This is a genomic window from Massilia sp. 9I, assembly GCF_902506415.1.
GTDB lineage: Bacteria > Pseudomonadota > Gammaproteobacteria > Burkholderiales > Burkholderiaceae_D > Telluria.
This window is the reverse complement of record NZ_LR733275.1, coordinates 4,790,476-4,813,866: the sequence shown is the minus strand read 5'-3', so window position 1 is coordinate 4,813,866 and position 23,391 is coordinate 4,790,476. Positions and strand designations below refer to the sequence as shown.

Here is a 23,391-nt window from a genome sequence, read left to right as displayed (position 1 = left end):
CAAATGGAAAACCCTACCCAATTCGTCCAGTGGCTGCGCTCTGTCGCGCCATACATTCACACCTTCGGCGGCAAGACCTTCGTCGTCGCTTTTCCGGGCGAACTGGTCACCGCCGGCGCACTGCCGGTGCTGGCCCAGGACTTGTCCCTGCTGCTCGGCCTCGGCATCCGCCTGGTGCTGGTGCACGGATCGCGTCCTCAGGTGGCCGAACAACTCGGCCTGCGTAACGTCGAAGGCCGCTTCCACAACGGCATCCGCGTCACCGACCCCGCCGCGCTGGAATGCGCGAAGGAAGCCGCCGGCGAATTGCGTCTCGACATCGAAGCCGCCTTCAGCCAGGGCCTGCCGAACACCCCGATGTCGCACGCCCAGATCAGCATCGTGTCGGGCAACTTCGTCGTCGCCCGCCCGCTCGGCGTGATCGACGGCGTCGACTTCGAGCTCACCGGGGTCACCCGCAAGATCGCCGCCGACAAGATCCAGCCGATCCTGCAGACCGAAGACAGCCTGGTGCTGCTGTCGCCGCTGGGCTTCTCGCCGACCGGCGAAATCTTCAACCTGACAATGGAAGACGTGGCCGCCTCCGCCGCGATCGCCCTGCACGCCGATAAGCTCATCTACATCACCGAAACCGGGATGATGACGGATGCCGCCGGCGCCGAGATCCGCGAACTGTCCTCGCACCAGGCCGAAGCCGTGCTGCAGGCCGGTTTCCTGCCGGCCGATGCCGCCTTCTACCTGCAGCATGCCATCAAGGCCTGCAATGCCGGCGTCGACCGCGCCCACATCGTCCCGTTCGAGATGGATGGCTCCGCCCTGCTCGAGCTGTTCACCCACGACGGCGTCGGCACCATGATCAGCCACGAAAACCTGGAGAGCCTCCGCCAGGCCACAATTGAGGACGTTGGCGGGATTATCAAGCTCATCGAACCACTGGAAGCCGATGGCACCCTGGTGTATCGCGGCCGCGAGCTGATCGAGCGCGAAATCGAGCAGTTCTCCGTGATCGACCACGACGGCGTGATCTTCGGCTGCGCGGCGCTCTACCCGTTCCCCGAATCGAAGATGGGCGAGATGGCCTGCCTGACGGTGAGCCCGGACGCCCAGACCCAGGGCGACGGCGAACGCATCCTCAAGCACATGGAGAACCGCGCCCGCGCGGCGGGCCTGACCAAGCTGTTCGTGCTGACCACCCGCACCGCGCACTGGTTCAAGAAGCGCGGCTTCGTGCCCGCCACGGTGGACGACCTGCCCAAGGACCGCCAGCACATGTACAACTGGCAGCGCCGGTCACAGGTTTTCATCAAGACTTTATAATGGCGGTCTGGCAGCGACCCGCATCATTAACAGAATTACAGGAGTAAGACCATGGCCCGCACCGTCCAATGCATCAAACTGAACAAGGAAGCCGAAGGACTGGACTTCCCGCCGGTACCAGGCGAAATGGGCAAGAAGCTCTACCAGTCGGTTTCGAAAGAAGCCTGGCAGGCATGGCTGAAGCACCAGACCATGCTGATCAACGAAAACCGCCTGAACCTGGCCGACGACCGCGCCCGCAAGTACCTGGCGACGCAGATGGAACGTCACTTCTTCGGTGACGGCGCTGCCGACCAGGCGCAGGGCTACGTGCCGCCGAGCGCGTAAGTCTTTTAGTACCGTCAGCCTCAAGACCGTCATTCCCGCGCAGGCGGGAATCCAAGTTCTTAGCGCTCCACTACCTCCAAACGTAGTGGTTTGCATAGAAAATTGGATTCCCGCCTACGCGGGAAGTCAGGGGCGCCAGTGGCGCCCCTGACGTTTTTACGCTAACGAATACTGAAACGTCGCAGGTCCGCGAGAATCACATCTTCACGCACTGGCGCAATTCACAACGCGCCGTAAACACCTTGCCGTTCTCACAGCGCATCCGGTACACCTCCACCGGCCCTGCTTCCGTCATCAGCCCGGCGCCCTGCCCGCCCGTGCAGCCTTCCTGCTTCGCCATCTTCTCGACCGTCGCCGAGGACACGCCCGTCCTGAACGGCACGCGTTCGATCGGGGTGCCGTTTGCGTCGAGCAGCCCCGGCGTCGCCGGCTTTGCGGCCGCCACGGGTGCCGGCGCCGGTTTCACCTTGCTCTTGAAGTGGGAACAACCGCCCAGCAGGATTGCCACCAGCACCAGTGCGCGCTTCATCGTGCGTTCTCCGCTCAGAAAGTCAGGGTCTTGACGCCTTCGGACGTGCCCAGCAGGCAGACGTTGGCGCCCGCCTTGGCGAACAGGCCGACGGCGATCACGCCCACGATCTGGTTGATCTGCTCTTCCAGCGCCACCGGGTCCGTAATCGACAGGCCGACCACGTCGATGATCTCGCCGCCGTTGTCGGTGATGAAGGCCTCATCGCTGCCTGCCTTGGTACGCAGCCGCGGCTGGCCGCCGAGAAGCGCCAGCTGCCGCATCACGGAAGCGCGCGCCATCGGGATCACTTCCACCGGCAGCGGGAACTTGCCTAACGTTTCGACAAGTTTCGAACCGTCCGCGATGCACACGAATTTCTTCGATACCGAGGCGACGATCTTCTCGCGCGTGAGCGCCGCACCGCCGCCCTTGATCATGGCGCCGCTGTCCGTGATCTCGTCGGCGCCGTCGATGTAGACCGCCATCGACGTGACCTCGTTCAGGTCGAACACCGGGATGCCATGGCCGCGCAGGCGGCTTGCCGTCGCTTCCGACGAAGCCACGGTGCCCTTGATGCGGTCCTTGATCTTGGCCAGTTCGTCGATGAAGAAGTTGGCCGTCGAGCCGGTGCCGACGCCGATGATCTCGCCGTCCACCACGTAATCGATCGCGGCGCGCGCCACGGCTTGCTTGAGTTCGTCCTGGGTCATGATGCTGTTGGAGTAGATAAGGGAAGCCGACATTTTAGCGGATCACGCGCTTCAATCCCCGGAAACGACGCTTCATCGCATGCAATGCATAGTGCATTGCCAAGCTGTCATCTCATACAGCACACTGGGTCTTTCCGCAGGCATACCGAGAGAACGATGAAACTGTTTACCAAGAAGCGCGTGGCGATCGCCGCCGCGGTGATCGCCGTGGGCGCCGGCGCCTTCGTGGCGCTGGGGCCGAAAGGCGAACCCAAGGTGCCGCCGTCGAAGTACCGCAGCACGGCGGTCGACATGGGCACCATCAACCAGACCGTCACGGCCACCGGCACCATCAACCCGGTGGCGCTGGTGAACGTCGGCTCGCAGGTGTCCGGCACCGTGGTCGAGCTGAACGCCGACTTCAACGACCGCGTGCGCAAGGGCCAGGTGCTGCTCAAGCTCGACCCGACCATCTTCAATGCCCAGATCCGCCAGGCCGAAGCCAGCCGCGCTTCCGCCACTGCGAACCTGAAGCTGGCCGAGGCCAACTACCACCGCAACCAGCAGCTGGTGGCGCAGAACTTCGTGTCCAGCACCGCGCTCGACCAGTCGCGCCGCGAGATGGACGTGGCGCGCGCCAACGTCCAGCTGTCGCAGGCCCAGCTCGACCGCGCCAGAGCGGACCTGAACAACAGCGTGATCCGCTCGCCGATCGACGGCGTGATCATCAAGCGCACCATCGACCTGGGCCAGACCGTGGCGGCCTCGTTCAACACGCCGAACCTGTTCCAGATCGCGCGCGACCTGACCAAGATGCAGATCGATACCAGCGTGTCGGAAGCCGACGTCGGCGCCCTGAAGGACGGCCTGCCGGCACGCTTCGTGGTCGACGCCTACCCGGACCGCGAATTTCACGCCACCATGCGCCAGTTCCGCCTGGCCGCCAACGTGGTGCAGAACGTCGTCACCTACAACGTGGTGCTCGACGTCGACAACAAGGACGAGATGCTGAAACCCGGCATGACGGCCCAGGTGCGCCTGGTGGTGGACAACCGCGCCAACGTGATGCGCATCCCGACCACCGCCCTGCGCTTCACCCTGCCCGAGGAAGAACTGGAAAAGCAGCGCAAGCAGGACAAGGAAAAGGGCAATGTGAAGCAGGTCGCCTTGACGCCGGCGTCGACGCCGGACGACGACCTCGCCTTCCGCAGCGCCAGCGAGACCGCGCGCATGTTCAAGGTCTACCGGCTCGACGCGCTGAACCAGCCGCAGCCCGTCGACATCCGCATCGGCCTGTCGAACTTCCGCTATACCGAAGTGCTGTCGGGCGGCCTCAAGGTGGGCGACAAGGTCGTCACCCGCTCGCTGGCCCAGCCCAAAGAAGATCTATGAACTCTCCGCTGATCGACATCCGCGGCGTCACCAAGACCTATGTCAGCGGCAGCGTCGAGACCCGGGTCCTGCACGGCATCGACCTGCAGGTCATGCGCGGCGACTTCGTCTCCATCATGGGCCAGTCGGGTTCCGGCAAGTCGACCCTGATGAACATCCTCGGCTGCCTCGACCAGGCCAGCGGTGGCAGCTACCACCTGGATGGCGTCGACACGCTTTCGCTGTCGCGCGCCCAGCTGGCCGACATCCGCAACCGCAGCATCGGCTTCGTGTTCCAGAGCTTCAACCTGATCAAGCGCATGAACGTGGCCGAGAACGTGGCGCTGCCGCTGATCTACGCCGGCGTGGGGCGCGGCAAGGCGCATGCGCGCGCACTGGAGGAACTGGACCGCGTGGGTCTCGCCGGCCTGGCCAAGCGCACGCCCAGCCAGCTCTCCGGCGGCCAGCAGCAGCGCGTGGCGATCGCGCGGGCGCTGGCCACCGAACCACCGATGCTGCTGGCCGACGAACCGACCGGCAACCTCGACACCCAGACCAGCGACGACATCATGAACAGCTTCCGCCAGCTCAACAAAGAGCGCGGCATCACCATCGTGCTGGTCACCCACGAAGCCGACGTGGCGGCCTACAGCCGCCGCCTGGTACGCCTGAAGGATGGCCGCGTGCTGTACGACGGCCCCTCGCAAGAAGGGCTGCGCCAGCTGAACGCCAGCCACGTTGAGGTGCCTGCATGAACTTCATCCAGATCCTGATCGAATCCTTTCGTTCGATGGCGGCGAACCGCCTGCGCACGGCCCTGACCATGTTGGGCATCATCATCGGCATCGCCTCGGTGGTCCTGCTGCTGGCCATCGGCGACAGCATGCAGCGCTTTATCGGCAAGGAGCTGCAGCAGCTGGGCACCAACATGCTGTTCGTGGTCCCGGGGGGCGACCGCACCACCGCGCAGCGTGCCCGCGCGGGCGCCGTGCCCTCGCTGTCGATCCACGATGCGGAAGCCCTGAACGCCCTGCCCAGCCTGACCGGCGCGGCGCCGGCACTGCAGGGCAGCTTCAAGCTCAGTGCCGGCAACGAAAGCACCAACAGCCAGGTGCACGGCGTCACCCCGACCATGTTCAAGATCCGCAACTGGAAGCTCGACCAGGGCAACCTGTTCAGCGAAGCGGACGTGCGCGCCTCGAGCCGCATGGTCGTGATCGGCCAGAAAGTGGCGGACCAGTTCTTCTACAAGAGCGATCCGCTGGGCCGCTACATCCGCATCGAGAACGTCGCCTTCCAGGTGATCGGCGTGCTGGCCGGCGAAGGCAAGCAGACCGACGGTTCCGACCTGGCAGAGCTGGTGCTGGTGCCGATCAGCGCCGCCAGTGCAAACCTGATCAAGACGCCCTTCCCGCAGAACGTCCACTACATCGCGGCGCAGGGCCGGCCGGACATGGCGCTGAACGATGCGGTCGAAGACATCAAGGAGACGCTGCGCGCCCGTCACCGTATCCGCGGCGGCGATCCGGACGACTTCCGGGTGCACAACCTCGCCTCGTTCGCGGAGACCGCGGGCAAGATCAGCGCCGGCGTCGCCCTGCTGCTCGGCCTGATCGGCGCGATCTCGCTGCTGGTCGGCGGCATCGGCATCATGAACATCATGCTGGTATCGGTCACGGAGCGCACCCGCGAGATCGGCATCCGCATGGCGATCGGCGCGCGTCCAAGCGCGGTGCTGCTGCAGTTCCTGGCCGAGTCGGTGGTGATCTGCGTGGCCGGCGGCCTGGTGGGCGTGGCAATCGCAATGGGCGGTGCGGCCGCGATCACGGCCACAGGCAAGTTCGATGTGTTCCTGACCTTCCAGGGCGTGCTGGTGGCCTGCGGCTTCGCGACGGCGGTGGGCGTGTTCTTCGGCTTCTATCCGGCGCGCCGCGCCTCGCGCCTGCTGCCGGTGGATTGCCTGCGCTATGAATAAGGCGGTCTTGCGGCAGGCCTGCAGTGCCGACATCCCTGCGATGTCGGCGATCCGGCTGTCGGTGCGCGAAAACGTGCTGTCCGATCCTTCCCGCGTCACCTTGCAGATGTACGAGGATTACCTGGAACGGGACGGGCGCGGCTGGGTCGCCGAGGTCGAAGGCAGGGTGGCCGCGTTCTGCTACGCGGACCGCCACCGCGCATCGATCTGGGCGCTGTTCGTCGACCCGGGGCATGAAGGCCTGGGGCTCGGCAAGGCGCTTTTGGCGCTGGCCGTGTCCTGGCTGTTCGAGCTTGGCCACCAGCGGGTTACCCTGGGCACCACGCCCGGCACCAGGGCCGATCGCTTCTACGCCGCCCAGGGCTGGACCCGGATGCCGCAGGAGGGCGCCGAGGTCGGGTATGTGCTTGCGCGGGCTGCATCATCGACTGGAACGAACTCACGCCCATGAAGCTCTCTTTTCCTTTCCTACTGGCCGCCCTTCTCGTGCTGCCGGCGGCATCCGTCGCAGCCCAGCAGACGCTGGTCACGGCAGCGAAAGACGTCCCCAAGGTGAACATCCACCGCAAGACCAATCCCGGCGACCTGCCCTATCGCAGCTTCTTCGGGATGCAGAACTATGTGACGAAGCTGCTGCCGACCGGGAGGCGCGTCATCGACCTGCGCCTGCGCGTGAACTTCGCTACCGACAAAAGCCCGGCCTACGACCAGTTCGACCCCAAGTCCTGGGCCGTGGCCATCGTCGGCGAATCGACCGACCAGGTCGTCCCCACCAGCCGTGGCGGCTACTTCCTGCTGCCCGAGCTGCCCGATGCCGCGCACGAAAACGCCACCATCATGTTCAACACCCCGACCCGGGAAGGACGGATCGCCGTCGAATGGAAAGTGCGGGTCGGCGCAAGCCAAACCCTGTCTTGGGCCGAGTTCGCGCAGGCGCTTGACGAAGCCAGGGCGGTACAGCGCAAGATTCCGTGGGATCGCAGCGGCATGCGCGAGCTGCGCCTGGTCGAATACGACGGCCTGCGGGCGTGCTTCCGCAGCGGCGAGGGACGCATCGAAGTCGGTGGACAAGAAGTGGCAACGAGCTTCGACGGCGGCTGCCGGGTGCTGAAGTTCGATCCGGCCAGTGTGGCGCCGGGCGACATTCGCTTCGTCGGGCCACTCGACATCGTCACCCTGAGCCGCAACAGCGTCCTCTAGGCGGCGCGCTCGATGCGCAGCGCGTAGCAGCCATAGGTCGGAAAGCGCGCCAGCACGAAGCTGACTTCCTCCTGCGCAAAGAACGTCGCCAGCTCGCTCGCGGCGGCATGCGGGCTGCTCATCCGGGCGTCGACAATCCGCTCTTCCCGCGAATAGGCGCGCAGCACGAAAGCCTCTCCCAGGTAGGGCTGCGCTCCACCCACCGGTAGCGTGCCGAGAGGCGGCTGTTGCTGCGCGTCCGCCGCCACGAACACCGGCCCGTACTCCCGGTAGGGCCCCGCCACCGTGAAGGGACAGTAACTCGCCAGCAGGATCGCCTCTCCGGGACTGGCGCGGCGCAGGCAGTCGCGCAGCGGTTCGCCGCCTTTGGCAATATGCCGCTCCACCGGCTGGTCCAGGTCGTCGCGACCATCGCGCACCCACGCGAGGTAGGCGGTAGGAAGCGTAACGATGCGCAGGGCGGGCGCCAGCTGCGTGGCGATGGATTCTAGAGCTGCGTGCATGGGTTTCCTCAGAAGTGGCGAGTCCGCGCAAGATGCCCTGACCGTCCCTTCCCGGCACTCCGCTTCTTGCGCGCGAATCCCGGCCGCAGTGCGATATGCATGCATATTGCCGCACTCAAAAATTGTCAGATGTCCTAAATTTGTATCCTCAAAGCAACTTCCACCATCGAGGGGGGAAGCGTTCGGCGCGCCGTCAATACCGGCGCAAACGCTTTTAAAATCTCGCCAAAACCCACCCTTTCCACATTGGCAGCCGATTCCGTCCCGGATGGCTTACCAGCTTCCCAGGACCTGATCGTGCACAGTAACCCAAGCAGGACTAGCCAGGCCGCCGGCGACAAGCCGCAACGACGCCGGCTCCTGATCGTCGACGACAACGCGGATGCGGCCACGCTGCTGTCCCTGGCCCTGACGCGCCAGGGGCACCACGTCGAGACCGCGTTCAGCGGCACCGATGCGCTGGCGGCGGCGATCCGCTTCCGGCCCGAGCTGGTCTTCCTCGACCTCGTCATGCCGCGCATGAGCGGCTTCGAGGTGGCGCGCCGCCTGCGTACCCTGCCCAGCCTCGCAGGCACCCGCATCGCCGCGCTCACCGGCCGCACCGATCCTGAAACCCGCGCCGCCACCGCGGCGGCCGGCTTCGACCATCACCTGGCCAAGCCGCCCGACCTGGCCGAGATCGCCGCCGTGCTGGACCGCGCGGAACCCGCCGCCAGAGGCACTAACTGAAACGGAGCACGTCCATGTTGCCCAAGACCCTGAAAGGCAGGCTCACCGCCGCCGTGACGGCGCTGGTCGCCGCCGCTTGCGTGATGGTGACCGCCGTCGCGCTGGAAGTCGCCTACCGAGAGATGAAGGAATCGACCGGCCAGCAGCAGTACTCCCTGCTCACCAGCGCGGCCGCCCACCTGGCCTTTGAGCTGGAGACCAAGCACACCTTGCTGCGCACCCTGGCCGAAGAGATCGCGCTGCAGCAGGCCGACGGCGGCGCGCCGATCCAGGACGTGCTGGCGCATCATCCGGGCCTGCGCCAGGCCTTCGCCGACCTGGTCGTCCTCGACACCGCTGGACGCATCGCCGGCCTGCAGCAACCGGGTTACTTCCTGCGTTCGCAGCTGGCCGACAGCAGCTGCCTGCAGGAGACCCTGCGTGCGGGCGCGGCCCTCACCCTGCAGCCGCCTGCCGGCAAGGCGAATGGCCGCGCCGTCGTGGTGCTGAGCCAGCCGGTGGTCGACGCCAAGGGCCGCACCGCCTTCGTCCTTTGCGGCGGCACCAGCCTGGAAGACTCGTCCTTCTTCGGCCAGGCGGCGCGCCTGCGCCCTGGCGCCACCGGCTACCTGTTCGCCCTGACGCGCGACGGCACGCTGCTGTACCACCCGGACCGCGGCCGCCATGCGCTCAAGGCCGGCGAGGCCGCGCCCCTGCCCGCGATGGCGCGCGCCGCCATGGAAGGCTGGGATGGCTGGGCCTTCGGTAACGATGCGCAAGGCACGCCTTCGCTGCTCACCTACAAGCAGGTCGGCAATTCGGGCTGGGTGCTGGCCTCGGCCTTCCCGGCGGACGAAGCGCTGGCCGGCATCGCCAGGGCACGCCACCACGCCTGGATCTGGACCGCGGCGCTCGCGATCTGCGCCGGGGTGGGCGGATGGGCGATCATGGTGGTGCTACTGCGGCCGCTGCGCGCGCTGCGCCGCCATGTCCACGCGGTCGAGCGTGAAGAAGCCGAGATCGGCGTGCTCGATCTCGAGCGCGAGGACGAAGTCGGCGCGCTGGGCCGCGCCTTCCACTCGCTGTCCGTCAAACGCCAGATCGCCGAACAGCAGCTGAAGGAGCTGAGCCTGACCGATACCCTGACCGGGCTCGGGAACCGGCGCCAGTTCGACCACGAAGTCGCGCTCCTGATCGACCAGGCCTCGCGCTACCGCTTCGGATTGGCGGTCGCCTTCCTGGATGTGGACTGCTTCAAGGCGATCAACGACACCTACGGCCATGCGGCGGGCGACGCGGTGCTGCGCGAATTCGCGCGGCGCCTGCGCACCGTGACCAGGCCCACCGACCGCACTTACCGCCTGGCCGGGGATGAATTCGTGATCGTGTCGGAGCGCCTGGAGTCGGGCGAGAACGCGCGCCGCTTCGCCGCCAAGATCCTGCGCGCGATCCGCCGCCCCTTCGATATCGGCGCAGGGGTGTCGCTGCCGGTCACCACCAGCATCGGCCTCGCCGTCGCCCGCTTCCCGGTAGCGCCGGTCGGCGACATGATGCAGCACGCCGACGCGGCCCTGTACCAGACCAAGCGCAATGGGCGCGACGGCTACACCATCAAGGAGCTCGGCATGCCGGCAGTTGCGTCCACGCCTAGCCGGCGCCCGGGCCTGCGCACGGTCGCGCCCTGATCCCTAGTAGACCGAGCCGCCCGGCTGGGTCGAACTGAGCACGCCCTGCACTGCTGAAATCGAATAATTGGTCGTCGATCCGTAGCCGGCCCAGTTGTTCAGGTCGAAGCTGCCGACGCCGGACAGGCGCTGGACGCCCAGGCTACGGTAGGTCAGCGGCGTCTTCGGCGCGCACACCTGCGGCAGGCCGACGGTCTGCAGGAAGTAGACCGAACCCAGTCCCACGCGTCGCGCCTGGCCGTTCTCGACCAGCAGCGCCGTCTCGACGTCGACGCCGAGCCCGCGCGCAGTGCCGCTCCAGCCATCCTTGACGATGCGGCCCAGGAAGGCGACCAGGCGGCCGATGCGGTCGCGCGTGTCCAGGTGCGAATCCGTGATCACCCGGCCCATGGTCGGGAGCGTGAGGAAATCGCGTCCGAGGGTGAGGTTCTTGTTGTAGGGGTCCGCCAGGGCTTCCGGCGATGTGACCGACTGGTTCTCGCCGGTATAGATGAACTGCCCCAGCACCGCCAGGCCCGCGCTGGTGCCGCCGATGGGGATTTTGCGGTTGGCCAGCTCCTGCAGGGTGTCGTCGAGCGGTGTGCCCTTCCAGAAGCGCATGTAGTCGCTCTGGTCGCCGCCGGCGATGAACACCGCTTCGGCATTACGCACGCGTTCCAGCACGAAGGGGTCGCTTGCGGCGGTGCGGCTCGGGATGATCAGGGTCTCCACCGAACGCACGCCGCCCATCGCGTAGATGTAGGGGTTATACGCATCCGTGCCGGTGGCGCGGATGACGACGAAGTTGCCGCCGCCCGACTTCTGGATCATCCATTGGAAGGCCGCATCGACGTCGGGCCCACCGCCCATCAGCACCAGCGACGGATAGGCCGGCTTGGGCAGATTGACGTTGCTGCCGTCGCCGACGACGAAGTGCTGGTAAGGCTTGCCTGCGAGCGCGGCTTGCGAGGCGCCGAGTGCGATCGTGAACAGTGCGGTGCGGAAAATCCGCGAGAGGAAGGAGGTGCTCATGGGACCCTTTCAGAACAGAAAGCGGGAACCCATTCTCGCATTGAATATCAAGCGAGCACAACCGGTCGGCAGGAATCAGGCTGCAGTTCGTTGCCGCGCCAGCCAGCGCGCCGGACCGCGATGAAGATGGCGGCGGTCCGAGGGATCGGCCAGGAAAGCGCTCAGGACCTGCTCGTACAAGGCCAGGCTGTCGCGATAACGCCCCTGCCGCATGGCCTGCGGCTTGCGCAGGAATTTCAGCACGAAGTAATCCGCCAGCAGGTCGCCCTGCGCTTCCATGTTGTAGTCGGCCAGGCTTGCGCCTTCGCGCAGGGTGTAGGCATACGGCAGCCCGATGCGCACGGCGCCGCGCAGGCGCACCGGATAGCCCAGCTGGTGCTGCCACACGTGCACCATCTCGTGCATGAACCAGTGGATCGCGCCGGGGTCGCCGCGGGTGTAGTCGGGCAGGAAGCAGGAACGGTGGAAGTACATGCTGCCGTTCGGGGTCATGCAGCAGTTCTTCGGCTGGAAGGGCATGTAGCGGCGGCCGTGGATGCGCACGCGGCCGTAATCGATGGCGTCGCCGAACAGCAGCGACGCCATCGCGATCTCGTTCTCCGTCAGCGGACGGGAACGAGCCTGTTTCCTTGAATGCTTATGCAGCACGCAGCGCGGCGGCCGCTTTCGCCAGTTCGGTGATGCCGGCCCAATCGCCGGCGGCGATCAGGTCCTTCGGCGTCAGCCAGGAACCGCCAACACAGGCCACGTTCTTACAGGCCAAGAACTTCGGCGCGGTCTCGATCGAGATGCCGCCGGTCGGGCAGAAGGTCACGTCCGGCAGCGGGCCGGCGATCGCGTTCAGCATGCCGACGCCGCCCGCCGGCACTGCCGGGAACAGCTTCAGTTGCTTGAAGCCGTGCTCGCGCGCGGCCATCACTTCGGACGGCGTCATCACGCCAGGCAGCAGCGGCAGGCCGCTCTTCTTCGCGGCCTCGATCATGGTCGCGGTCAGGCCCGGCGAGACGCCGAACACGGCGCCGGCGTCGCGCGAGGCTTCAAACTCGTGCGGCTGGGTCAGGGTGCCGACGCCGACGATCGCGCCTTCCACGCTGCTCATGTCACGGATCGCCTGCAGGCCGTGTTCGGTGCGCAGCGTGACTTCCAGCACGCGGATGCCGCCCGCAACCAGGGCTTTCGCCAGCGGCACGGCGTGGCTCGGGTCGTCGATGGCGATGACGGGGATGACGCTCGCCGAGCGCATGATTTCAAGTAAGCTCATTTGTGCCATTATTTCTGCGTCCTAAAGAGAAAGTCTTCGTCCGAACCGGGCTGCCCTTCTTCGACGTGGGCGCCTTCATGCAATGGTACGGTAGTTTCGATTGGCGAAGGCAGCGGGAAGGTCGCCGCGCCCTGCTCCGCCGGGCTGGAATGGGTGCGGAACATGGCGAACAGTTCGCGGCCCATGCCGATGTGGCTCTTCGACAGGTCGGCCGTGGCCATGCTGCGCCCGGCCCATACTTCGTCCGGCACCAGGGCGTCGAGTTCGCCGGTGATGGCGTTCACGCGAATCAGGTCGCCGTCGCGCACCAGGCCGAGCGGACCGCCGGCCAGGATCTCGGGCGAGACGTGGATCGCCGCCGGCACCTTGCCGGAGGCGCCCGACATGCGGCCGTCGGTGACCATCGCCACCTTGTAGCCGGCGTCCTGCAGGTTCGACAGCGCCGGCGTCAGCGCATGCAGTTCCGGCATGCCGTTGGCGCGCGGGCCCTGGAAGCGGATCACGGCCACGAAGTCGCGGTTCAGTTTCCCCGCCTTGTAGGCGTCCATGAAAGCTTCCTGCGAATCGAAGGTGATGGCCGGCGCCTCGACCACGTGGTACTCGGCCTTCACCGCCGAGATCTTCATCACGGCGCGGCCCAGGTTACCCTGCACCAGCACCATGCCGCCGTTGTTCGCGAACGGATTGCTGGCCGGGCGCAGTACCGCTTCGTCGCCCGATTGCGCAGGCACGTCGCGCCATACCACGCGGCCGTCTTCGCCCAGGAACGGCTCCCTGCAGTGGGCGCGCAGGCCGTGGCCGAGGATGGTGTTGACATCCTCGTGGGCCAGGCCGGCATCGAGCAGTTCGCGGATCACGAAGCCCGGACCGCCGGCGGCCTGGAAGTGGTTCACGTCGGCTTCGCCGTTCGGGTAGATCCGGGTGAGCGACGGCACCACCTTCGAGAGTTCGTCGAAGTCATTCCAGTCGATCACGATGCCGGCCGCGCGCGCGATCGCCACCAGGTGCAGGGTGTGGTTGGTCGAGCCGCCGGTCGCGTGCAGTGCGACGATCGCGTTGACGATGCTCTTCTCGTCGACGATGCGGCCGATCGGCATGTATTCGCCGCCCTGCTGCGAGATCTTCACGGCCTGGTGCGATGCGGCTTTCGTCAGCGCGTCGCGCAGCGGCGTACCCGGGGTGATGAAGGCGGAACCCGGCAGGTGCAAGCCCATCATCTCCATCAGCATCTGGTTGCTGTTGGCGGTGCCGTAGAAGGTGCAGGTGCCGGCGCCGTGATAGGACGCCGATTCGTTCTCCAGCAGTTCCTCGCGGGTGGCTTCGCCCTTGGCGTAGCGCTGGCGGACGGCCGCCTTTTCCTTGTTCGAGATCCCGCTGGTCATCGGGCCGCCCGGCACGAAGATGCCCGGGATGTGGCCGAAGTGCAGCGCACCGATGAGCAGGCCCGGCACGATCTTGTCGCAGATGCCGAGGTAGAGCGCGGCGTCGAACATATTGTGCGACATCGCCACCGCGGTCGCCATGGCGATGGTGTCGCGCGAGAACAGCGACAGTTCCATGCCCGGCTGGCCCTGGGTCACGCCGTCGCACATGGCCGGCACGCCGCCCGCGAACTGGGCCACCGCGTCGACTTCGCGCACGGCCTCCTTGATCACCTGCGGGTAATACTCGAAGGGCTGGTGGGCCGACAGCATGTCGTTGTAGGACGAGACGATCGCCACCGACGGCTTCTTGTATTCCTTCAGCTTGAGCTTGTCGTTGGCGGGGAAGGCGGCGAAGCCGTGCGCGAGGTTGGTGCACGACAGCGCCCCGCGCTGTACACCCTGGATGCGGGCGGCTTCGAGATGGGCGAGGTAGGCCGCGCGCGAGGGACGGCTTCGCTTGATGATCCGGTTCGTTACCTGTTCGACTACGGGGTGCAGCGCCATGATCGTTCCTCTTAAATTTGGTATCTGAAATTTTACTACAGATTGTTGGAGAGCGCAGAAAGCGAGATTCCCCTATCACGGCCGACTTAAGCCATCGGCGCCGGGAATCTCGCATGCCGGCAGCTGCTGACAAGCCGCTACCTATTTATGTAGTGAATTTACGCTAGCATCCTGTATTATTCGATAATCTGCTATTGACAATATTGTTTCTTCAACACCGACCCCATGCGCCAGCCTTCTTCGACCCCATCGCTCACCAGTACCGCCAGCTTCCAGGCCCTTGAAAACCACGCCGTTCAGGCCGAAGACTGGGAGATGCGCAGCCTGTTCGCCGCCGATCCGCAGCGCTTCGAGAAGCTGTCGGTCGAGGCCGCGGGGCTGTTCCTAGACTATTCAAAAAATCGTCTCGACGGGCGCACGCTTGAACTGCTGGCGGCGCTGGCGCGCGAGCGTGGCGTCGAGGCGCGCCGCGATGCCATGTTCGCGGGCGAACGCATCAACAATACCGAGAACCGCGCGGTCCTGCATACCGCCCTGCGCGCGCCACGCGGCAGCCAGCTGGTGGTCGATGGCCAGGACGTGAACGCCGACGTCCATGCGGTGCTCGACCGTATCCGCAGCTTCACCGATGCGGTGCGCAGCGGCGAATGGCTGGGCCACACGGGCAAGCCGATCACCGACATCGTCAACATCGGCATCGGCGGCTCCGACCTGGGCCCGAAGATGGTGGTGCTGGCCTTGCGCCACTACGCGCACCCGCGTCTGCGCATGCACTTCGTGTCGAACGTGGACGGCCACGACATGGATGCGGCCTTGTCCCAGGTCGATCCGGAGACCACCCTCTTCATCGTCGCCTCCAAGACCTTCACCACCGCCGAGACCATGATGAACGCGCAGACCGCGCGCAGCTGGTTCCTGGAGCGCGCCCCGGAAGAAGCGCTGGCCAAGCACTTCGTCGCCGTTTCGACGAATATCGAAGCGATCAAGGCCTTCGGCATCGACCCGGCCAACATGTTCCCGTTCTGGGACTGGGTGGGCGGGCGCTACTCCGTGTGGTCGGCCATCGGCCTGTCGGTCGCGCTGGCGGTCGGCTACGGCTACTTCAGCGATTTCCTGGCCGGCGCCCACGCCATGGACGAGCACTTCCGCACCGCGCCCGTCGAGCAGAACATGCCGATGCTCCTGGCCCTGGTCGGCTTCTGGAACCGCGAGTTCCTGGATGCGCACTCGGTCACCATCGCGCCCTACCACCAGGACCTGAACCGCTTCCCGGCGTATCTGCAGCAGCTCGACATGGAAAGCAACGGCAAGTCGGTCACGCGCGAAGGCGCGCCGGTCGACACCCCGACCTGCCCGGCGATCTGGGGCGAGCCGGGCACCAACGGCCAGCACGCCTACTTCCAGCTGCTGCACCAGGGTACCGACGTCACCCCGATCGACTTCATCGCCGCCCTGCGTCCGGCGCACGAGATGGAGCACCACCACAGCGCCCTGCTGGCGAACTGCTTCGCGCAGTCGGAAGCCTTCATGAAGGGCAAGACCATCGACGAGGTGCGCGCCGACCTGCATGGACAAGGCCTGGCGCCGGACGAGATCGAGCGCCTGGCGCCGCACAAGACCTTCCCCGGCAACCGCCCGAGCAACACCATCCTGATGGAGCGCCTGACGCCGTCGACCCTGGGCGCCCTGATCGCGCTGTATGAGCACAAGACTTTCGTGCAAGGCGTGATCTGGAATGTCAACAGTTTCGACCAGTGGGGCGTTGAACTCGGTAAGGTGCTGGCCAAGAAGATCGAGGCCGAACTGACGGGCGACGCGCAACCGGCGAATCACGACAGCTCCACCAATGGCCTGATCGCACGCGCGAAGGCCGCTTTCTGAACCTGAACGCACAATCACATGGCAAGCGATAAATTCGAAGTGGTGCACGACGCGCCGATGCTGGTCGGCGAAGCCGCAACCTGGCACGAGGTCGAGTCGGCCCTGTACTGGGTCGACATCAACGGCCGCACGGTCAACCGGGTCCACCCGGCGAGCGGCAAGTTCTCGAGCTGGAAGATGGACTCGGAGCCTTCGGCCCTGGCGATCGACAGCGACAACAACCTGGTGGTCTCGCTGCGCACCGGTCTGGTGTGCCTGAACACCACCAGCGGCAAGGAGACGCCGATCGCCGGCGCGCCCTACGACACGAACATCGTCCGTTTCAATGACGGCCGCGTCGATCCGGCGGGCCGCTTCTGGGTCGGCACCATGTACGAACCGCGCGACAAGCCGGCAGCCGAGATGTATGTGCTCGAGCGTGGCCAGTTGCGCCAGGCCTGGGCCGGCAACATGACCAACTCGAACGGCCTGGCCTGGAGCCTGGACGGCCGCACCATGTACCACGCCGATACCACCACGCACCGGATCGACTGCTACGACTATGATCCCGAGACCGGCGTGCACGCCAATGGCCGCACCTTGAAGACCTTCTCGACGGACAAGAGCGCGCCCGACTACGGCGGCCGCCCGGACGGCGCCACGGTCGACAGCGAAGGCGCCTACTGGGTGGCGATGTTCGAAGGCGGGCGCGTGCTGCGCCTCGCCCCGAACGGCGAGATCCTGCGCGAGATCGCGCTGCCGGTGCGCTGCCCGACCTCGGTCGCCTTCGGCGGCCCGGACCTGCGCACGCTGTATATCACCACGGCCAGCCATGGCCGCTCACCCGAGGAGCTGGCGCATTATCCGCTCAGCGGCAAGCTGCTGTCGATCCGCGTCGACGTCGCCGGGCGCGTAGAGCCGGAATACGTCCACCATTGATCCCGGAGGTGGCCAGCCCGGCCACCCCAGAATTGCGTAGTAGAATTTCTTGTCAAGCGAATATCTGTGTAGTAAATTTACACAAACGCTTCCACCCCTCAATCAGATATTCCCATGGCTCTTCTCGACTTCGACCTCGTTTTCTTTGGCGGCAGTGGCGACCTTGCGATGCGCAAGCTTCTCCCAGCCATGTACGCCCGTGACGTCTGCAACGACCTGCCCGACACCGCCCGCATCGTCTGCGTCGGCCGCGATGACTTCACACAGGACGAGTTCCTGCAATTCGTCGAGAAGAACTCGAAGCCGAACATCAAGGAGACGCCGGACGAAGCAACCTGGGCCCGCTTCCTTAAACGCATCGTCTACGTGGCGCTGAACGCCACCGACCTGACAAGCTTCGGCCCGCTGGTCGACACCCTGCGCAATGACGAGGGTCTGACCCGCGTCTACTACCTGGCCACCCCGCCGCACCTGTTCGCGACCATCTGCGACAACCTGGCCGCCTCCGGGCTGGTGACGCCGACCTCGCGCGTGGTGCTGGAAAAGCCCCTGGGCCGCGACCTGGCCTCGGCCAAGCAGATCAACCTGGACGTCGGCAAGGTGTTCGCCGAATCGCAGATCTACCGCATCGACCATTACCTGGGCAAGGAGACCGTGCAGAACCTGCTGGCCCTGCGCTTCGGGAACATCCTGTTCGAGCCGCTGTGGCGCCGCGAGTGGATCTCGGACGTGCAGATCACCATCGCCGAGAAGATCGGCGTCGGCAACCGCCTGGGCTACTATGACACCTCGGGCGCGCTGCGCGACATGCTGCAGAACCACCTGCTGCAGCTGCTGTGCATCGTGGCGATGGAGCCGCCGACCTCGATCGCGCCGGACGCCGTGCGCGACGCCAAGCTGCAGGTGCTCAGGTCCCTGAAGCGGTTTACCCCGACCACGCTGGCGCAGAACATCGTGCGCGGCCAGTACCGCTCCGGCCACATCGACGGCCAGGCAGTGCCGGGCTACCGCGACGAACCGGAAGCGCCGAAGGGCTCGAAGACCGAGACTTTTGTCGCCATGAAGGCCGAGATCGACACCTGGCGCTGGGCCGGGGTGCCCTTCTACCTGCGCACCGGCAAGCGCATGGCCGACCGCCTGGCCGAGATCGTGGTGCGCTTCAAGCAGATCCCGCATTCGATCTTCAACCAGCCGACCAACAGCTTCCAGCCGAACAGCCTGGTGATCCGCCTGCAGCCGGACGAAGGCCTGTCGATGAACCTGATGGCCAAGACCCCGGGCGACTCGATGCGCCTGAAGCAGGCCGAGCTCGAACTCGACTTCCGCGAACAGTTCACCAGCCCGCGCATGGAAGCCTACGAGCGCCTGCTGGTCGACGTGCTGCGCGGCCAGCTGACCCTGTTCATGCGCGGCGACGAACTGGAAGCGGCCTGGGAATGGGTCGAACCCATCCTCGAACACTGGGAACAGGACGACAGTGCGCCGGTGCCCTACACTTCAGGCACCTGGGGCCCCGCCGCCTCGAGCGCCCTGATCGGGCGCGACGGGCTGCAGTGGCGCGAAGAAGTGCTGCCGGAAGACTGAACGGGACGACACCATGCTGCTCGACTCCATCCGCACCCAGCTCGACTCGCTCTCCAAATCCGAACGCAAGGTGGCGCTGGCCGTACTGGCCGCCCCTGCCAATACGGTGAGCCAGAACATCACGGCGCTGGCCAAGAGCGCCCAGGTGTCGGAGCCGACCGTGGTGCGCTTCTGCCGCACCCTGGGTTACGACGGCTGGCACGAGTTCAAGCTCAAGCTGGCCCAGGGCCTGGCGCTGGCGCTGCCGGGCGCGAACGAGCAGCCAGCGCCGGACGACCTGGCGGCGGACCTGGTGAACAAGATCTGCAGCCGCTCCATCAATACCCTGCTCGACCTGCGCAACAACCTCAAGCCGGAACTGGTCCAGAAGGCGCTCGACATCCTGTCGCGCGCCAACAAGATCGAGTTCTACGGCCAAGGCTCGTCCGGCTTCGTGGCGGCCGACGCCCAGCACAAGTTCTTCCGCTCGGGCGTGCCGACCGTGGCCTATACCGACCCGGCGATCCACTCGATCGCGGCGGCCCTGCTGCGCCAGGGCGACGCGGTGGTGGCGATCTCGCAGCGCGGCAACAACCCGGCGCTGACCCGCTCGGCCAAGCTGGCGCGGCGCGGCGGCGCCGACGTGATCGTGCTGGCGCCTTCGGGCACGCCGCTGGCGGAAATCGCGACCCTGTTCATCCCGATCGACCTGGTGTTCGCGATCGACCCCTACACGCCGATTTCGGCGCGCCTGGCATATCTCGTCGTGATCGACGTGCTGGCAGTCGGCCTGGCGCTGCAGCGCGGGCCGGAATTCCGCAAGAAGATGCAGAACGCGCAAAAGGCGCTGCAGGAATTCGACATGCAGTTCGATTCCTTCATCGGCTGAGTGCGCGGCTGACGCACGGCTGACACGAGCGCAGCGAAGCCGCCACGGGTGTAAAATACCCGGTTTCCATAGCATCCCGGGTACCGCAATGCACATCAATCCCGAACGCAGCTCCCGCCCCGACTACGCCCTGCTGGTGCGCCAGGTCGAGAGCGTCCTCGAAGGCGAACGCAATCTGATGGCGAATGCCGCCCAGTTTTCCGCTCTCGTCTACGACACCCTGGCCGACCTGAACTGGGCCGGCTTCTACTTCACCGTCCCGGCGCGCAAGGGCGACGGCAATGACCTGCTGGTCGGGCCGTTCCAGGGTAAACCTGCCTGCGCCCGCATTCCCTTCGGGCGCGGCGTCTGCGGCGCCACCGCGGTCGAGCGCAAGACCATCGTCGTGCCGGACGTGCATGCCTTCCCGGGCCACATCGCCTGCGATTCGGCCTCCGCATCGGAGATCGTGATCCCGGTGATCAAGGACGGCGAACTGCTGGGCGTGTTCGATATCGACAGCCCACTGCCGGACCGCTTCTCGGACGAGGACCGCGCCGGCCTCGAAGAAATGCTCGCCGCCTTCATCGACGGCACCGACTTTTAATCTGCACTCCATCCCGCCATGAACCAACTCGAACAGCTCAAGCAGTACACCACCGTGGTCGCCGACACCGGCGACTTCCAGTCGATCAAGGCCTACGCGCCGCAGGATGCGACCACCAACCCGTCGCTGATCCTGAAGGCCGTGCAGAAGCCGGAATACCGCCCGCTGCTGGAAAAGGCGATCGCCGACGCGCCGCACGCGACGGTCGATGAAATCGTCGACAACCTCCTGATCGGTTTCGGCGTCGAGATCCTGAAGTACGTGCCGGGCCGCGTCTCGACCGAGATCGACGCCGCCCTCTCCTTCGACACCGAAGCCACCGTCGCCAAGGGCCGCGAGCTGATCGCCCTGTACGAAAAGGCCGGCGTTTCGCGCGAGCGCGTCCTGATCAAGATCGCCTCGACCTGGGAAGGCATCCGCGCCGCCGAGATCCTGGAGAAGGAAGGCATCCACTGCAACCTGACCCTGCTGTTCTCGCTGTGCCAGGCGATTGCCTGCGCCGACGCCGGCGTCAAGCTGATCTCGCCGTTCGTCGGCCGCATCTACGACTGGTACAAGAAGTCGACCGGTACCGAGTACACCGGCGCGGACGATCCGGGCGTGCAGTCGGTCAAGCGCATCTACCAGTACTACCGCAAGTTCGGCTACAAGACCGAAGTGATGGGCGCGAGCTTCCGCAACACCTCGCAGATCCTGGAACTGGCGGGCTGCGACCTGCTGACCATCTCGCCGGACCTGCTGCAGAAGCTGGCCGACACCGAGGCGCCGGTCGAGCGCAAGCTGACGACCGACGCCAGCGCCGACATCGACAAGATCACCGTCGACGAGAAGACCTTCCGCTTCATGCTGAACGAAGACGCGATGGGGACCGAGAAGCTGGCTGAAGGCATCCGCGCCTTCGTGGCCGACTCGATCAAGCTGAAGAAGATGATCGAAGAGATGAAGAAGTAAACAAGAAAGCGCACCCTCGGGTGCGCTTCTCACATGGGGCGGCGGTTTACGCCGCCCGCAAGCCATCCAGATAGGTATCGATCACCGTCCCGCCCAAGGTCATCAAGTCGAACATGGTCGGCTCGAAGATCCAGTTGCGGATCAGGCCATCGACCATGATCCAGCCGCCCTGCGCGGCCGCCAGCGTTTCCACACCCGCGCGTAGCAGGCCTTTTTCCTGCGCCTGCTTCAGGTGCCCTTCCATCCGGTCCTGCCACAAGCCGATCGATTCGCGCCGGCGCGCGCGCACCGAATCCACCTCGTCGATGAATTCGGTTTTCAGGGTAGCGATCTCGAACACGCGGCGCGCCTTCTCGTCCTCGACCACGATGCGCAGCACCGTCATCATGTCGTCGCGCAGGCATTGCAAGGGGTCCTTCACGTCGCGCTGGTTGTCGAGCACCTGCATCGCCTCGTCCATCGGCATCTTGGCGCGGTCGAACATGGCGTTGAACAGCGCGCCCTTGTCCAGGAAATGCCAATAGATCGCACCGCGCGTCACGCCCGCAGCGCTTGCAATATGCTGTAAAGTCGTCCTTGAGACGCCTTGTTCAGCAAACAATCTTTCAGCAGCATCCAGGATGCTGTCGCGGGTCGCCGCGGCTTCCGCTTTCGTTTTACGCGCCATTTTTTTCAGTGCCCTCCCGTTTGAAGGGGTGTCCGGCAATAAACATACAGCCGTGATAGTATATAAAACTGTTCGTAAAAGCCAGTGACGATTCGAGTGCAGTGGAAGTGTCTGCGCCGGATGTCGAAACAACAATGAGAAGGAAGCATACGTAATGCGCTCAGACCACTCCTCCCTTTCCCTGACCCGCATCGCCGCCGGCACCCTGGTCGCGCTAGCCCTGCTCTCGGGCTGCGGCAAGAAAGACGCCGCCCCTGCCGCAGGCGGACCCGGCGGCGGCATGCCGGCGCCGGAAGTCGGCGTCATCACCACCAAATACGAGCCGGTCGCGCTGCTGACCGAACTGCCGGCTAGAGCCGAACCGATCCGCACCTCGCAGGTGCGCGCGCGTGTCGATGGCGTGGTGCTCAAGCGCCTGTTCACCGAAGGCAGCATCGTCAAGCAGGGCCAGTCGCTGTTCCAGATCGACCCGGCGCCCTACCAGGCGCGCCTCGCCGCGGCCCAGGCCGACGTCGGCAGCGCCCAGGCGACCCTGAACCAGGCCACCGCCCTGGCCGAGCGCTACAAGCCGCTGGTCGAGGCGCAGGCCGTCAGCAAGCAGGAATACACCAACGCCGTCGCCGCCCAGAAGCAGGCCGAAGCCGCCGTGGCGGCCGCCCGCGCCCAGGTGCGCATCGCCCAGATCAACACCGGCTACGCCAACGTGTATGCCCCGATCTCGGGCCGCATCGGCCGCGCGCTGGTGACCGAAGGTGCGCTGGTCTCTGCCACCCAGGCCACCGAACTGGCCCTGATCCAGCAGACCGATTCGATGTACCTGAACATCACCCAGTCGGCCAGCGAGCTGCAGCGTCTGCGCAAGCAGGCCGGCGGCGGTTCCGATGCCTCGGTCAGCGTGATCCTCGACGACGGCACCGAACTGGCCACCAAGGGCCGCCTGCAGTTCTCCGACATTACCGTCGACCCGAGCACCGGCCAGGTCACCCTGCGCGCGACCATCGCCAACCCGGGCAATGCCCTGCTGCCTGGCCAATACGTGCGCGTGCGCCTGGCCCAGGCCCAGATCCCGAACGGCATCGTGGTGCCACAGCAGGCCGTTACCCGCGGCGGCCAGCAGGGCGACACCCTGATGGTGGTCGGCGCCGACAACAAGCCGGCCCAGCGCGTCGTCAAGATCGGCTCGCAGCAGGGCTCGAACTGGATCGTCACCGATGGCCTGAAGGAAGGCGAACGCGTGATGGTGGACGGCTTCCAGAAGCTGCAGATGCTGCCGCCGGGTACCCCGGTCAAGCCGGTGCCGTGGACCTCGAACGCGGCAGCGCCGGCCCCAAGCACCGCCAGCGCGGGCGCCGCTGCCGCCCAGACCGCGGGCCAGGTCCCGGCCTCGGCGCCGTCCGGCTCCACCACCAGCGCCACCCCGGCCGCAGGCACGCCGCGCCGCTAAGCGCCG

24 protein-coding genes are annotated in these 23,391 nt (G+C 65.9%); 16 read left to right on the top strand and 8 right to left on the bottom strand.

Going from position 1 to position 23,391, the window contains the following annotated elements; all coding sequences use genetic code 11:
- Positions 1 to 3: 3 nt before the first annotated feature.
- The gene (argA, locus tag GV068_RS21490; protein ID WP_159702687.1) at positions 4 to 1,317 is read left to right on the top strand and encodes an amino-acid N-acetyltransferase; all 1,314 of its coding nucleotides are present in this window, start codon (positions 4 to 6) and stop codon (positions 1,315 to 1,317) included.
- 51 nt (positions 1,318 to 1,368) lie between these two features.
- The gene (locus GV068_RS21485) at positions 1,369 to 1,644 is read left to right on the top strand and encodes an oxidative damage protection protein (protein WP_159702684.1); all 276 of its coding nucleotides are present in this window, start codon (positions 1,369 to 1,371) and stop codon (positions 1,642 to 1,644) included.
- A 196-nt stretch (positions 1,645 to 1,840) separates the two neighbouring features.
- On the opposite strand, the gene GV068_RS21480 is transcribed toward GV068_RS21485, so the two are convergent.
- Positions 1,841 to 2,173: a hypothetical protein gene (locus GV068_RS21480; RefSeq protein ID WP_159702681.1), complete on the bottom strand. Its 333-nt coding sequence runs from the start codon at positions 2,171 to 2,173 to the stop codon at positions 1,841 to 1,843.
- A 14-nt stretch (positions 2,174 to 2,187) separates the two neighbouring features.
- Entirely contained in the window at positions 2,188 to 2,865 is a 678-nt protein-coding gene (rpiA, locus tag GV068_RS21475; protein ID WP_159705388.1) for a ribose-5-phosphate isomerase RpiA, read from the bottom strand.
- 156 nt (positions 2,866 to 3,021) lie between these two features.
- Here rpiA and GV068_RS21470 point away from each other — a divergent pair, with 156 nt between their 5' ends.
- The 5 genes from GV068_RS21470 to GV068_RS21450 are packed head-to-tail and all read left to right on the top strand — an operon-like array spanning position 3,022 to position 7,390.
- Entirely contained in the window at positions 3,022 to 4,236 is a 1,215-nt protein-coding gene (locus tag GV068_RS21470; RefSeq protein WP_159702678.1) for an efflux RND transporter periplasmic adaptor subunit, read from the top strand.
- Positions 4,233 to 4,970: an ABC transporter ATP-binding protein gene (locus tag GV068_RS21465; RefSeq protein ID WP_159702675.1), complete on the top strand. Its 738-nt coding sequence runs from the start codon at positions 4,233 to 4,235 to the stop codon at positions 4,968 to 4,970. Before GV068_RS21470 ends, GV068_RS21465 begins: the two co-directional genes overlap by 4 nt.
- A complete protein-coding gene (locus tag GV068_RS21460; protein WP_229464403.1) occupies positions 4,967 to 6,190 on the top strand; it encodes an ABC transporter permease in 1,224 nt (407 codons plus the stop codon). Before GV068_RS21465 ends, GV068_RS21460 begins: the two co-directional genes overlap by 4 nt.
- A complete protein-coding gene (locus tag GV068_RS21455) occupies positions 6,183 to 6,641 on the top strand; it encodes a GNAT family N-acetyltransferase (RefSeq protein WP_229464401.1) in 459 nt (152 codons plus the stop codon). Before GV068_RS21460 ends, GV068_RS21455 begins: the two co-directional genes overlap by 8 nt.
- A complete protein-coding gene (locus GV068_RS21450; protein ID WP_159702672.1) occupies positions 6,638 to 7,390 on the top strand; it encodes a hypothetical protein in 753 nt (250 codons plus the stop codon). Before GV068_RS21455 ends, GV068_RS21450 begins: the two co-directional genes overlap by 4 nt.
- On the opposite strand, the gene GV068_RS21445 is transcribed toward GV068_RS21450, so the two are convergent.
- A complete protein-coding gene (locus GV068_RS21445) occupies positions 7,387 to 7,893 on the bottom strand; it encodes a DUF1203 domain-containing protein (protein WP_159702669.1) in 507 nt (168 codons plus the stop codon). The two genes, GV068_RS21450 and GV068_RS21445, sit on opposite strands and share 4 nt — an antisense overlap.
- A gap of 297 nt (positions 7,894 to 8,190) precedes the next feature.
- Here GV068_RS21445 and GV068_RS21440 point away from each other — a divergent pair, with 297 nt between their 5' ends.
- Entirely contained in the window at positions 8,191 to 8,622 is a 432-nt protein-coding gene (locus GV068_RS21440) for a response regulator (RefSeq protein ID WP_159702666.1), read from the top strand.
- Between the two features lie 14 nt (positions 8,623 to 8,636).
- Positions 8,637 to 10,286 carry a sensor domain-containing diguanylate cyclase gene (locus GV068_RS21435; RefSeq protein ID WP_159702663.1) on the top strand — a complete coding sequence of 550 codons (1,650 nt, stop codon included), beginning with the start codon at positions 8,637 to 8,639 and terminating at the stop codon, positions 10,284 to 10,286.
- Positions 10,287 to 10,289: 3 nt separating this feature from the next.
- Here GV068_RS21435 and GV068_RS21430 read toward each other — a convergent pair whose 3' ends face one another.
- The 4 genes from GV068_RS21430 to edd all read right to left on the bottom strand — a co-directional run bounded on the left by GV068_RS21430 (position 10,290) and on the right by edd (position 14,486).
- A complete protein-coding gene (locus GV068_RS21430; protein WP_159702660.1) occupies positions 10,290 to 11,297 on the bottom strand; it encodes a cyanophycinase in 1,008 nt (335 codons plus the stop codon).
- Between the two features lie 75 nt (positions 11,298 to 11,372).
- Complete coding sequence (locus GV068_RS21425; protein ID WP_159702657.1) at positions 11,373 to 11,882, bottom strand: Rhs element Vgr protein; 510 nt, start codon at positions 11,880 to 11,882, stop codon at positions 11,373 to 11,375.
- Between the two features lie 52 nt (positions 11,883 to 11,934).
- On the bottom strand, positions 11,935 to 12,558 hold the full coding sequence (eda, locus tag GV068_RS21420) for a bifunctional 4-hydroxy-2-oxoglutarate aldolase/2-dehydro-3-deoxy-phosphogluconate aldolase (protein ID WP_159702654.1): 624 nt from the start codon (positions 12,556 to 12,558) through the stop codon (positions 11,935 to 11,937).
- 8 nt (positions 12,559 to 12,566) lie between these two features.
- Positions 12,567 to 14,486, bottom strand: a complete 1,920-nt coding sequence (gene edd, locus GV068_RS21415; protein ID WP_159702651.1) for a phosphogluconate dehydratase — start codon at positions 14,484 to 14,486, stop codon at positions 12,567 to 12,569.
- Positions 14,487 to 14,711: 225 nt separating this feature from the next.
- On the opposite strand from edd, the gene pgi reads away from it, so the two are divergent.
- The 6 genes from pgi (at position 14,712) to tal (ending at position 21,274) form a co-directional block, all read left to right on the top strand.
- The gene (gene pgi, locus GV068_RS21410) at positions 14,712 to 16,367 is read left to right on the top strand and encodes a glucose-6-phosphate isomerase (RefSeq protein ID WP_159702648.1); all 1,656 of its coding nucleotides are present in this window, start codon (positions 14,712 to 14,714) and stop codon (positions 16,365 to 16,367) included.
- An 18-nt stretch (positions 16,368 to 16,385) separates the two neighbouring features.
- Complete coding sequence (locus tag GV068_RS21405; RefSeq protein WP_229464399.1) at positions 16,386 to 17,285, top strand: SMP-30/gluconolactonase/LRE family protein; 900 nt, start codon at positions 16,386 to 16,388, stop codon at positions 17,283 to 17,285.
- Positions 17,286 to 17,399: 114 nt separating this feature from the next.
- Positions 17,400 to 18,869: a glucose-6-phosphate dehydrogenase gene (gene zwf, locus GV068_RS21400; protein ID WP_159702645.1), complete on the top strand. Its 1,470-nt coding sequence runs from the start codon at positions 17,400 to 17,402 to the stop codon at positions 18,867 to 18,869.
- A gap of 13 nt (positions 18,870 to 18,882) precedes the next feature.
- Positions 18,883 to 19,737 (top strand): SIS domain-containing protein, encoded by an 855-nt coding sequence (locus GV068_RS21395; protein ID WP_159702642.1) that lies wholly within the window; start codon positions 18,883 to 18,885, stop codon positions 19,735 to 19,737.
- Positions 19,738 to 19,825: 88 nt separating this feature from the next.
- Positions 19,826 to 20,323 carry a GAF domain-containing protein gene (locus GV068_RS21390; RefSeq protein WP_159702639.1) on the top strand — a complete coding sequence of 166 codons (498 nt, stop codon included), beginning with the start codon at positions 19,826 to 19,828 and terminating at the stop codon, positions 20,321 to 20,323.
- 18 nt (positions 20,324 to 20,341) lie between these two features.
- Complete coding sequence (tal, locus tag GV068_RS21385; RefSeq protein ID WP_159702636.1) at positions 20,342 to 21,274, top strand: transaldolase; 933 nt, start codon at positions 20,342 to 20,344, stop codon at positions 21,272 to 21,274.
- A 46-nt stretch (positions 21,275 to 21,320) separates the two neighbouring features.
- Here the strand turns inward: tal and GV068_RS21380 are convergent, their stop codons facing one another.
- Positions 21,321 to 21,941: a TetR family transcriptional regulator gene (locus GV068_RS21380; protein WP_159705376.1), complete on the bottom strand. Its 621-nt coding sequence runs from the start codon at positions 21,939 to 21,941 to the stop codon at positions 21,321 to 21,323.
- A gap of 154 nt (positions 21,942 to 22,095) precedes the next feature.
- Between GV068_RS21380 and GV068_RS21375 the strand changes: the two genes are divergently transcribed.
- The gene (locus tag GV068_RS21375) at positions 22,096 to 23,385 is read left to right on the top strand and encodes an efflux RND transporter periplasmic adaptor subunit (protein ID WP_159702633.1); all 1,290 of its coding nucleotides are present in this window, start codon (positions 22,096 to 22,098) and stop codon (positions 23,383 to 23,385) included.
- Positions 23,386 to 23,391 lie beyond the last annotated feature (6 nt).